Origin of the sequence: Nocardioides nanhaiensis, from assembly GCF_039542785.1 — a bacterium.
In the GTDB taxonomy this organism is placed as follows: domain Bacteria; phylum Actinomycetota; class Actinomycetes; order Propionibacteriales; family Nocardioidaceae; genus Nocardioides; species Nocardioides nanhaiensis.
Genome location: NZ_BAABIM010000003.1, coordinates 602,413 through 613,654, shown reverse-complemented (window position 1 = coordinate 613,654; position 11,242 = coordinate 602,413). Strand labels below are relative to the sequence as shown.

Sequence of the window (11,242 nt, the reverse complement as noted above, 5' to 3'; positions counted from 1 at the left end):
GTGAACAGGGCGATCCCTTCGGGGGTCGCCCTGTTTGCATTTCGCTCCTCTCCTTCCCGCCACGACCCAGGTGTCGTCCACAGGGGGCCCGTGCGGAGGTGAGTTCCACAGCTGTCCGCCCGTCGCTCGTGGCGAGGGGAGTTCTTGACCACGCTGGTCGGCGGAGGTGAGGCGGATGAGTGCTGGACGACCCGCGTCGGCGGGGGACGTGCACGAGGAGAGCGATGAGCAGACCAACGAGGTGCTGCTGCGGGGCCGGGTGAGCGCGCCGCCCGAGCAGCGCGAGCTGCCCAGCGGTGACGTGGTCTGGACGTGTCGGGTGGTGGTGCGCCGACCGGCGCCCACCACGGCGGAGTCCGCCACGGCGCGTGCCGCAGGACGACGTCCGGTCACGGTCGACGCGCTGGACTGCGCCGCCTGGTCGGCCCGGGCACGACGCAGCGTGGGGTCGTGGCGGGAGGGCGATCTCGTGGAGGTGAGCGGGCGGCTACGGCGTCGGTTCTACCGCGCCGGTGGCGGCCCGGTGTCGCGCGTGGAGGTCGAGGTGGTCCGCGCGCGGCTCATCCGTCGTCCCACGGGCGGATGAAGGTGCCCAGGCTCGGCTTCGGCTGGAAGGAGGTCGCCTTCTCCGGGAGCAACCGGTCCTCGGCCACGATCCTCAGCACGTGGTCGACGTCGGGTGCCGGCAGCAGCACGGCGGTCCCGAGGTCCGGCCCGGTGTGCGCCAGTGCCTGCGTCACGCTGTGGTGGTAGGTGGTGCGCCGGGGCCCGTGGGGCAGCGCCGGTACCAACCGGTGGTGCAGCACCTCCACGGCGGCGGCGTCGTCGTCGGGCAGCCCCAGGACCATCCAGCGGTCGGTGTCCGTGGCCACCAGCCGACGGGGGGCGAGCGCCGCGATGGCCTGCTGCTCGGCCAGCACGGTGACGGGCAGGCCGAGGGATCGGGCAGCCGTCTCCACGTCGTCGAGGGAGGACCCGCTCAGTACCCGGTGGATCGCCCCCAGGAACAGGGGGGTGTCGCCGTGGTCGACCAGCATCGCCAGACCGCGGTCGCAGGGCCCACCGGGGTCGCGCTGCTGCAGCCGCAGGTAGGCGGCGTAGCGGTGGTGTCCGTCGGCGATCAGCGCGCGAGCGGTGGCCAACCCCGACCGGAGTGCCGCCAGGGTGCCGGGATCGGTGACCGTCCACACCCGGTGCTGCTGACCGCCGCGGTCGCGGTACCGGTGGGCGGGACGGCCCGCGGCCACCTGCTGCACCAGGCTCCGGAGGTCGTCCTCGGCACGGTGGACCAGCAGGATCGGGGCGGGGTTGATCCGCATCAGCTCCAGCCGCGCCGCGAGGTCGTCGGCCTGGTCGGGGTAGATGCCCTCGTGGGGGAAGATCGCCCGCTCCTCCAGGCGTCCGGCGCGACGCGTGAGGTCCACGAGTCCCACGAGCCCGCGCACCGTGATGCCACCGGCGGTGTACTCGTGCAGGTAGACGGCGGGCTCCGGCTCCCGGCGCAGCTGACGCTGGGCCTCCCAGCGGGCCAGCCGCGCAGGGACCTCGCGGTAGGGGCGCGCGAACGTGCGTGCCGAGGCGGGGTCGCCGATCCGGTGCGGCGCCAGGGTGAGGGCCCGGAACGGCTCCAGGGTCAGGGGACCCGCCGTGTAGGGCGGTGTCACCACCGATCCGGAGTCCATCCGGGCAGTCTAGGGAGGCCTCTCGTCGCGGCCGGTCCCCGCCGGTCCCCGCCGGCCACCTGCGGCCCCTGCTGGCGCCGACACGAGCCCTGCCGGCGTCTCGTAGGCTTCCACGCGTCCCGTCCCCGCGCCCAGGAGGGCACGTGCTCGATCCCACCGACGGCCCGCTCTGCGACCGGCACGACCTGGTGATGCTCGACCTCGACGGCGTCGTGTACGTCGGCGGCGACGCCGTGCCGGGTGCTCCCGAGCACCTCGCCCGCGTGCGAGGGAGCGGGGTGCGGTGCGCCTTCGTCACCAACAACGCCTCGCGACCGCCCGCGGTGGTCGCCGACCACCTCACGCGGCTGGGGGTCCAGGCCGCACCCGAGGATGTCGTCACCTCGGCGCAGGCAGCCGCGCGGCTGCTGCATCGCCGGTTCGCCGCCGGCTCGCCGGTGGCGGTGCTCGGCGCGCCCGCACTCGAGGAGGAGGTGCGGTCGGCCGGTCTGGAGCCCGTCGGCGTCGACGACGACGACGCGGTGGCGCTGGTGACCGGCTACGGGCCCGAGGTGCTCTGGCGCGAGGTCATGCGGGCGGCCGTGCGGGTGCGCGACGGTCTGCCCTGGGTGGCCAGCAACACCGACGGGAGCATCCCCACGCCCTACGGCACAGCACCCGGCCACGGCGTCCTCGTCGAGACGATCCAGCGCTTCGCCGGCCGTGACCCCGAGGTCGCGGGCAAGCCTGCGCCGCCGCTGCTCGAGGAGACGATCGAGCGCGCGGGCGCGACCCGCCCGCTGATGGTGGGGGACCGCCTCGACACCGACATCGCCGGGGGCGCCGCGGTCGGCGTCCCGACCCTGCTGGTGATGACCGGCGTGACCGGGGTGGCCGAGCTGGTGGCCGCCGAGCCCGCCGAGCGCCCCACCCACCTGGCGGCCGACCTCGGCGGCCTGCTCGAGGAGCATCCCCGGGTCGTGGACGGCGCCAGTGGCGGGTGGCGGGCGCGCGTGGACGGCGAGCGGCTCGTCGTCGAGGGCGGTGGTGGCGCCGACGACTGGTGGCGCGTCGTCGCCTCGGCCGCCTGGCGCCATCGCGACGACGGCGGAGCCGTCCCGGACACCGTCCACCTCGACCCGCCGCAACCGCGCGCCGCCGGTGCGCCCGGGTAGCCTCGGCCCCATGAGCGAGCAGCCCGCAGACCCCGCCGGCGACCCGTCCGCGGCTCGCGAGCAGGCACCCCGGCCCACCGACGTCGAGGCGACCGGCGTGGCGTCGGTCGACGACGTCCTGGCCGACCTCGCGCAGGTGCAGGAGAGGCCGTTGGAGGAGCATCCCGCGGCCTTCGAGGCGGCGCACGACCGGTTGCGCCAGGCCCTCGACGACGCCGGCTCCGCCTGAGCGGGGGAGGGGACCCCATGGCGGTGCGCCGCCTGCGCCTGGACGCCGAGCTCGTGCGCCGTGGGTTGGCGCGCTCGCGCGAGCACGCCGTGGAGCTGGTCGCGGCGGGGCGTGTCAGCGTCGCCGGCGCCCGCGCCACCAAGCCGGCGACCGGGGTCACCACGGACGCCGCGATCGTCGTCCGTGAGGAGCCGGGCCGACCCGACTACGTCTCCCGCGGTGGGCACAAGCTGGCCGGCGCCCTGGACGCGTTCGAGCCGGCCGGGCTCTCGGTGGAGGGTCGCCGCTGCCTCGACGCCGGCGCCTCGACGGGCGGGTTCACCGACGTCCTGCTGCGCCGGGGAGCCGCCGAGGTGGTCGCGGTCGACGTCGGGTACGGACAGCTGGCCTGGAAGCTGCGCTCGGACGATCGGGTCCGGGTCCACGACAGGTGCAACGTGCGCGAGCTGACCGCCGAGCAGGTCGGCGGGCCGGTCGAGGTGGTCGTGGGCGACCTGTCCTTCATCTCGCTGGTGCTGGTGCTCGACGCGCTGCTCGGCGTCACCGCCCCCGGGGGAGACCTGGCACTGATGGTCAAGCCCCAGTTCGAGGTGGGCAAGGAGCGGGTGGGCAAGGGGGGCGTCGTGCGTGACCCCGAGGTGCGCGCGGAGGCCGTGCTCGAGGTGGCCGCTGCCGCCCAGCGGCGGGGGTGGGGCGTCCAGCAGGTCGCACCGAGCCCGCTGCCGGGGCCCTCGGGGAACGTCGAGTTCTTCGTGTGGCTGCGCCAGGGACCCGCTCTGGTCGACGACGAGCAGGTCCGTGAGGTCGTGCGGGCCGGTCCGGGACCGTCGGCGGCGGGTGAGATGGTGGACCCGTGACCACCTCCCCGCCCCCGGCCGACCCCGCGACACCACGTCGCGTGCTCGTGCTCACCCACACCGGCCGGGCCGAGGCGCGCGAGGTGGCCCTGGAGGTCATCAAGGCCCTCACCGGTCACGACTTGGTGGTGCGGCTGCTGGCGCACGAGGCCGCGGACCTCGGCCTGGCACCGGGGCAGGACCCCGCCCTGGAGGTCCTCGACCCCGGCGGCGAGGAGGCCGGCGCCGGCGTCGGGTGCGAGATCACGCTCGTGATCGGCGGCGACGGCAGCATCCTGCGCGCCGCCGAGATCACCCAGGGCAGCGGCACCCCGATCATCGGGGTCAACCTGGGGCACGTCGGCTTCCTCGCCGAGGCCGAGACCGACGACGTCGCCTCGACCATCGAGGCGCTCGTGCACCGCCGCTACACCGTCGAGGACCGACTGGCCCTCGACGTGCGGGTGGTCCACGACGGCGCCCAGGTGGCCAGCACGTTCGCGGTCAACGAGGCCAGCATCGAGAAGGCCTCGCGGGAGCGGATGATCGAGGTCGTCCTCGAGATCGACGACCGCCCGCTCTCGCGCTGGGGGTGCGACGGCGTCGTCATCGCCACGCCGACGGGCTCCACGGCCTACAACTTCAGCGCCGGCGGTCCGGTCGTGTGGCCGCAGGTCGAGGCGCTGTGCGTCGTCCCGCTCAGCGCCCACGCGCTGTTCGCCCGGCCGCTGGTGGTCGCACCCACCTCGGTGGTCGCCGTCGAGGTGCTGGCCCGCACCGACGGCACCGGCGTCCTGTGGTGCGACGGCCGGCGGATGGTGGACCTGCCTGCGGGCGCGCGCATCGAGGTGCGCCGGGGGGAGCACCCGGTCCGCCTGGCGCGCCTGCACCAGGCACCCTTCACCGACCGCCTCGTGGCCAAGTTCGGGCTGCCGGTCGAGGGCTGGCGCGGCGCCGCCGAGCGCCGCCGTCCGGGGATCGCCGGCAGCACCGGGGGAGCGGTCCGGTGATCGAGGAGATCCGGATCGGCTCCCTAGGCGTCATCGACTCCTCCGTGCTCGAGCTCGGGCCGGGGCTGACCGCGATCACCGGCGAGACCGGCGCCGGCAAGACCATGGTCGTCACCGCGCTCGGCCTGCTGCTCGGAGGGCGCGCCGACTCCGGCGCTGTGCGCTCGGGCTCGCGGCAGGCGCGCGTCGAGGGAGTGGTGCGCATCAGCGGGCTGCCCGCCGTGGCCGAGGCGGTCGCCGAGGTCGGGGGCGAGGTGGAGGACGACCGCGTCCTGCTGGCGCGCACCGTGGCGGCCGAGGGACGCTCGCGCGCGTTCGTGGGTGGGGCGTCGGTGCCCGTGGCCCGCCTGGCCGAGGTCAGCAACCCGCTGGTGGCCGTGCACGGCCAGTCCGACCAGCACCGGCTCCTGCAGCCGCGCGCCCAGCGCGACGCGCTCGACCGGTTCGCCGGCGAGGAGCTGGCCGTCCTGCTGGCCCAGTACCGTGCCGAGCACACCGCCCTCCAGGCGCTCGAGCGCGAGCTGCGCGAGGTCACCACGCACGCGCGCGACCGGGCCCGCGAGGCCGACCTGCTGCGCTTCGGGCTCGGCGAGGTCGAGGCGGTGGCCCCGCAGCCGGGCGAGGACGACGACCTCGCTGCCGAGGAGGGCCGCCTGGGTCACGCCGACACCCTGCGGACCGCGGCGGAGCAGGCGCGCGAAGCCCTCAGCAGCGAGGTCGGGTCGCCCGACGCCCTCGGGGCGGTCGCGGCTGCCCGCGGCGCGCTCGACGGCGTCCGCGAGCACGATCCTGAGGCCGCGGCGCTGGCCGACCGGGTGGTCGAGCTGACCTACCTGCTCTCCGACGTCGCCGCCGACGTCGCCTCCTACGCGAGCCGGGTCGAGGTCGATCCCCAGCGGCTGGCCGCGGTCTCGGAGCGCCGTGCCGCCCTGACCGCGCTCACCCGCAAGTACGGCGACACGCTGGAGGAGGTGCTGGCCTGGTCGACCACCGCGGCCACCCGCCTGCTCGAGCTCGACGGCGACGACGAGCGCGTCGAGGCACTGCGCGCGCAGCGGGGGGAGCTGCGCGCCCGGCTCGGTGACCTGGCGGGCCGCCTCTCGGCCGCGCGGGTCGAGGCCGCCACGCGGCTCGCGGGGCAGGTCACCGAGGAGCTGGCGCACCTGGCGATGCCCCACGCCCGGGTGAGGATCGAGGTGCGCCAGACCGAGATGGCGGAGCCCGCCGGGCTGCCCGTGGAGGGCCGGGCACTGCGCTTCGGCTCCTCGGGCGTCGACGAGGTGGAGTTCCTGCTGGCCGCCAACAGCGGCCTGGAGCCGCGCGCGCTGCACAAGGGCGCCTCGGGTGGTGAGCTCTCCCGGGTGATGCTGGCCGTGGAGGTGTCGCTGGCCGCCACGGGCTCGGTTCCCACCTTCGTCTTCGACGAGGTCGACGCCGGCGTCGGCGGTGCCGCCGCCGTCGAGATCGGCCGACGGCTGGCCGCGCTGGCGCACCGCGCGCAGGTGCTCGTGGTCACCCACCTGCCCCAGGTGGCGGCCTTCGCCGACCGGCACGTGCTCGTCGAGAAGTCCCACGACGGCACCATCACCAGCTCCGGCCTCACGGTCCTCGACGACGAGGCGCGCGAGCGCGAGCTCTCCCGGATGCTGGCCGGTCAGAGCGAGAGCGACACCGGCCTCGCCCACGCACGCGAGCTGCTCGAGGTCGCCGGCCCGGCGCGCGCCCTGGCGTGATGCGAGCCTGACGCACGGATCCTGGCGCACCTGGGCCAGGGCACGTCGTCGCACCCGGATGCGCGGCACCGGCATCCGCGCCGGTGGGGCAGACGTGCCCTAGGATGGAGTCCCGTGAGAGCCCAAGCCACCAAGCACGTGTTCGTCACCGGAGGCGTCGCCTCCTCGCTCGGCAAGGGGCTCACGGCGTCCAGCCTCGGTCGCCTGCTGCGATCGCGCGGGCTGCGGGTGACCATGCAGAAGCTGGACCCGTACCTCAACGTCGATCCCGGGACGATGAACCCCTTCCAGCACGGCGAGGTGTTCGTCACCGACGACGGCGCCGAGACCGACCTCGACATCGGGCACTACGAGCGGTTCCTCGACACCGAGCTCAGCCAGATCGCCAACGTGACCACGGGCCAGGTGTACTCCAGCGTGATCGCCAAGGAGCGGCGCGGTGACTACCTCGGCGACACCGTCCAGGTGATCCCGCACATCACCAACGAGATCAAGGAGCGGATCCTCGCCATGGGCGGCGACGACGTCGACGTCGTCATCACCGAGGTCGGCGGCACGGTCGGCGACATCGAGTCGCTGCCCTTCCTGGAGGCCGCCCGCCAGACCCGCCACGACATCGGCCGTGAGAACGTCTTCTTCCTGCACGTCTCGCTGGTGCCGTTCATCGGGCCCTCGGGCGAGCTGAAGACCAAGCCGACCCAGCACTCGGTGGCGGCGCTGCGCCAGGTGGGCATCCAGCCGGATGCCGTGGTGTGCCGCGCGGACCGCGAGCTGCCGGATTCGATCAAGAAGAAGATCTCGCTGATGTGCGACGTCGACCAGGAGGCCGTGGTGACCGCGGCCGACGCGCCGTCGATCTACGACATCCCCAAGGTGCTGCACCGCGAGGGCCTCGACGCCTACCTCGTGCGCCGCCTCGACCTCCCGTTCCGCGACGTCGACTGGACGGTGTGGGACGACCTGCTGCGCCGTGTGCACCACCCTCGCGAGGAGGTCACCGTCGCACTCGTGGGCAAGTACATCGACCTGCCCGACGCCTACCTCTCGGTGGCTGAGGCGCTGCGCGCCGGCGGCTTCGCGCACGAGGCCAAGGTGCACCTGCGCTGGGTGCCCTCCGACGAGTGCGAGACGCCGCAGGGGGCCGCACGCCACCTGCACGACGTCGACGCCGTCTGCGTGCCGGGGGGCTTCGGCATCCGGGGCATCGAGGGCAAGCTGGGGGCGCTGACCTACACGCGCACCCACGGCATCCCCACGCTCGGCCTGTGCCTGGGGCTGCAGTGCATGGTCATCGAGTACGCGCGCTCGGTTGCCGGGCTCGCCCAGGCGGCCTCCACGGAGTTCGACCCGCAGTGCGCGGAGCCGGTGATCGCCACGATGGAGGAGCAGAAGTCCATCGTCGACGGCGAGGGCGACCTCGGCGGCACCATGCGGTTGGGGCTCTACCCTGCCGACCTCGGTGACGGCACCCTGGCGCGCGAGCTCTACGGCGAGGCGCGGATCCAGGAGCGGCACCGGCACCGCTACGAGGTCAACAACGCCTACCGCGACCAGCTCGCCGAGGCGGGTCTGGTCTTCTCGGGCACGAACGCCGACCTGGGCCTGGTGGAGTTCGTGGAGCTGCCGCGCGAGGTGCACCCCTACTACATCTCCACCCAGGCGCACCCGGAGCTGCGCTCGCGACCCACGCGCCCGCACCCTCTCTTCGCCGGCCTGGTGGGCGCGGCGATCGACCGTCAGCGCGAGCTGCGCTTCCCGATCGACGAGTCGGGTCTGCGCCGCGCCGATCCCGTCGAGGCTCCTGTCGAGGCGCGGCTCGCCTCGTCCGAGGCCCCGGACGTCGTCCGGTGACCCACCCGCCGCTGCGCGACACCGAGGAGCGGTGGCCCGTCGAGTCCACCGAGGTGCTCCACGACGACGCCTGGGTGGTGCGGGTCCGCGCCGACCGGGTGACCACACCGCAGGGCACCACGGCACGCCGCGTCGCCATCGAGCACCCCGGCGCCGCCGTCGTGCTGGCCGCCGACGACCAGGAGCGGGTGCTCTGCCTGTGGCAGTACCGACACGCGGCGGGGGCGCGCTTCGTGGAGATCCCGGCCGGCCTGCTGGACGGAGGGCCCGACGAGAGCCCCCTCGAGGTCGCACGCCGCGAGCTGCGCGAGGAGGCGCAGCTCGAGGCCACCACGTGGACGCCGCTGACCCGCTTGAGCCCCTCGCCCGGCGTCACCGACGAGGTGCAGCACCTGTTCCTGGCCCGCGGGCTGAGCCACGCCGACCGGGGTGACTTCGAGCTGGCGCACGAGGAGGCCGACATGACCGTGGCCTGGGTCCCGTTCGCCGAGCTGCACGCGGCAGTGCTGGCCGGCGAGGTGCGCGACTCGCCGGTGGTGGCCGCCGTGCTGCTGGCGGCGGCACGCGGCCTGCTGCGACCCTGAGCCCTGCCGGGTGTGCCGCGCTGGCGGTAGGGTCGCCGGCATGAGGATCGGCGTCCCGAAGGAAGTCAAGAACCACGAGTACCGGGTGGCGATCACCCCGGTGGGTGTGCACGAGCTGGTGGCCCACGGCCACGAGGTGCACGTGCAGACCGGTGCCGGCCTCGGCTCGGGCATCCTCGACGAGGAGTACGAGGCCGAGGGTGCGCGCATCGTCCCGGACGCCGACACCGCGTGGGGCGACGCCGAGATGGTGCTCAAGGTCAAGGAGCCCGTGGCCGAGGAGTACCACCGGATGCGGGAGGACCTCACGCTCTTCACCTACCTGCACCTGGCCGCCGACAAGCCGCTCACCGAGGAGCTGCTCGCCCGCAAGGTCACCGCGATCGCCTACGAGACCGTGCAGCTGCCCTCGGGCGCGCTGCCGCTGCTGTACCCGATGTCCGAGGTGGCGGGGTGCCTGGCACCGCAGGTGGGGGCGCACGCGCTGCTGAAGGCCCAGGGCGGACGCGGCGTGCTGATGGGTGGCGTCGGTGGTGTCGCCAACGCCAAGGTGGTCATCATCGGCGCCGGCGTCAGCGGCCAGAACGCCGCGAACATCGCCCTCGGCATGGGCGCCGACGTGACGCTGCTCGACACCGACCTCGACAAGCTGCGGATGTCGTTCTGGCGCTACGACAACCGTGTGCAAGGCCTGGCCAGCTCGCGGCTGGCGATCGAGCAGCAGGTCACCGCCGCCGACATGGTGATCGGCGCCGTCCTGATCCCCGGGGCCGCGGCGCCCAAGCTGGTGAGCAACGAGCTGGTCTCGCGGATGAAGCCCGGCTCGGTGCTGGTCGACATCGCCGTCGACCAGGGGGGCTGCTTCGAGGACACCCGCCCCACCACGCACGCCGACCCCACCTACCCGGTGCACGACTCGGTGTTCTACTGCGTCGCCAACATGCCCGGTGCCGTGCCGAACACCTCCACCTACGCACTCACCAACGCCACGCTGCCCTACACCGTCGCGCTCGCCGACCGCGGCTGGCGGGGCGCCTGCCGGTCGGACCCGAGCCTCGCGCTCGGGCTGAACACCCACGCCGGTCGGCTGACCAACAGGCCCGTCGGCGAGGCCGTCGGCATCGAGTCCGTCGCGCTCGACGAGGTGCTCGGCTGAACGCTCCTGCCTCCGTGGACCAGGTCGACCCGCTCGACAGGGCGCTGCGCACCTACCTGGACCACCTCGGCGTCGAGAAGGGGCTGGCCGCCAACACGCTCAGCTCCTACCGCCGCGACCTGCGCCGCTACCGGGCGCACCTGCGCGCGGCCGGCGTCACCGACCTCGCCGAGGTCACGGAGGCGACGGTCGCGGCGTTCCTGGTGTGGCTGCGCGAGGGTGACGCCGAGCACCCGCCGTTGAGTGCGACCTCGGCGGCCCGCACGGTCGTGGCGGTGCGCGGCTTCCACCGCTTCGCCGTCGCCGACGGACTGGCTCCCCACGACCCGGCCGCCGCCGTCAAGCCGCCGACGCCGGCCAAGCGGCTGCCCAAGGCGCTGCCGCTCGCCGACGTGGAGGCCGTGCTCGAGGCGGCCGGGGCGCCCGGCACGGCGTTGGCGCTGCGCGACCGCGCCCTGCTGGAGCTGCTGTACGGCACAGGGGCCCGGATCTCGGAGGCCGTGGGTCTCGACGTGGACGACCTGCACCTGCTCGGTGAGGGCCCCGGGGGGTCTGTCGAGGACACCTCGGACGTCGGGACGGTCCTGCTGCGCGGCAAGGGCAGCAAGGAGCGGCTGGTGCCGATCGGCAGCTACGCCCGCGAGGCGGTGCAGGCCTACCTGGTGCGCGGCCGCCCGGAGCTGGCCGCCGCGACGACCCGGGGGCCGGGGACGGCGGGAGCGCTGTTCCTCAACGCCCGCGGCGGCCGGCTCTCGCGGCAGTCGGCGTGGGCGGTGCTGCAGAAGGCCGCCGACCGCGCCGGTGTCACGCGCGACGTCTCGCCCCACACCTTGCGGCACTCCTTCGCCACGCACCTGCTCGAGGGCGGCGCCGACGTCCGGGTGGTGCAGGAGCTGCTGGGCCACGCGTCGGTGACGACGACGCAGGTCTACACGCTGGTCACCGTCGACAGCCTGCGCGAGGTGTTCGCGACCGCCCACCCCCGCGCCCGCTGACCGACGTCCGGT

Annotated in this window: 11 protein-coding genes; 10 read left to right on the top strand and 1 reads right to left on the bottom strand. The window is 74.5% G+C overall.

Translation table 11 applies throughout. From position 1 onward, the window contains the following. Positions 1-175: 175 nt before the first annotated feature. A complete protein-coding gene (locus ABD948_RS17060; RefSeq protein ID WP_345268017.1) occupies positions 176-586 on the top strand; it encodes a single-stranded DNA-binding protein in 411 nt (136 codons plus the stop codon). Here the strand turns inward: ABD948_RS17060 and ABD948_RS17055 are convergent. Further along, positions 561-1,682, bottom strand: coding sequence for a DUF1015 family protein (locus ABD948_RS17055; protein ID WP_345268016.1), 1,122 nt, complete (start codon positions 1,680-1,682; stop codon positions 561-563). The two genes, ABD948_RS17060 and ABD948_RS17055, sit on opposite strands and share 26 nt — an antisense overlap. Before the next feature lie 143 nt (positions 1,683-1,825). Here ABD948_RS17055 and ABD948_RS17050 point away from each other — a divergent pair, with 143 nt between their 5' ends. The 9 genes from ABD948_RS17050 (at position 1,826) to ABD948_RS17010 (ending at position 11,230) form a co-directional block, all read left to right on the top strand. Then, positions 1,826-2,836 carry an HAD-IIA family hydrolase gene (locus ABD948_RS17050; RefSeq protein WP_345268015.1) on the top strand — a complete coding sequence of 337 codons (1,011 nt, stop codon included), beginning with the start codon at positions 1,826-1,828 and terminating at the stop codon, positions 2,834-2,836. 10 nt (positions 2,837-2,846) lie between these two features. Beyond that, positions 2,847-3,065: a hypothetical protein gene (locus tag ABD948_RS17045; RefSeq protein WP_345268014.1), complete on the top strand. Its 219-nt coding sequence runs from the start codon at positions 2,847-2,849 to the stop codon at positions 3,063-3,065. Between the two features lie 17 nt (positions 3,066-3,082). Further along, positions 3,083-3,922: a TlyA family RNA methyltransferase gene (locus ABD948_RS17040; RefSeq protein ID WP_345268012.1), complete on the top strand. Its 840-nt coding sequence runs from the start codon at positions 3,083-3,085 to the stop codon at positions 3,920-3,922. Beyond that, entirely contained in the window at positions 3,919-4,911 is a 993-nt protein-coding gene (locus ABD948_RS17035) for an NAD kinase (protein ID WP_345268010.1), read from the top strand. Before ABD948_RS17040 ends, ABD948_RS17035 begins: the two co-directional genes overlap by 4 nt. After that, positions 4,908-6,644, top strand: a complete 1,737-nt coding sequence (gene recN, locus ABD948_RS17030; RefSeq protein ID WP_345268008.1) for a DNA repair protein RecN — start codon at positions 4,908-4,910, stop codon at positions 6,642-6,644. Before ABD948_RS17035 ends, recN begins: the two co-directional genes overlap by 4 nt. Before the next feature lie 114 nt (positions 6,645-6,758). Beyond that, positions 6,759-8,495 carry a CTP synthase gene (pyrG, locus tag ABD948_RS17025; RefSeq protein WP_345268006.1) on the top strand — a complete coding sequence of 579 codons (1,737 nt, stop codon included), beginning with the start codon at positions 6,759-6,761 and terminating at the stop codon, positions 8,493-8,495. Next, the gene (locus ABD948_RS17020) at positions 8,492-9,079 is read left to right on the top strand and encodes an NUDIX domain-containing protein (RefSeq protein ID WP_345268004.1); all 588 of its coding nucleotides are present in this window, start codon (positions 8,492-8,494) and stop codon (positions 9,077-9,079) included. The genes pyrG and ABD948_RS17020 overlap by 4 nt, the downstream gene beginning before the upstream one ends. Positions 9,080-9,119: 40 nt before the next feature. Then, entirely contained in the window at positions 9,120-10,235 is a 1,116-nt protein-coding gene (gene ald / locus ABD948_RS17015) for an alanine dehydrogenase (protein ID WP_345268002.1), read from the top strand. Between the two features lie 14 nt (positions 10,236-10,249). Further along, positions 10,250-11,230: a site-specific tyrosine recombinase XerD gene (locus ABD948_RS17010; RefSeq protein WP_345268000.1), complete on the top strand. Its 981-nt coding sequence runs from the start codon at positions 10,250-10,252 to the stop codon at positions 11,228-11,230. Positions 11,231-11,242 lie beyond the last annotated feature (12 nt).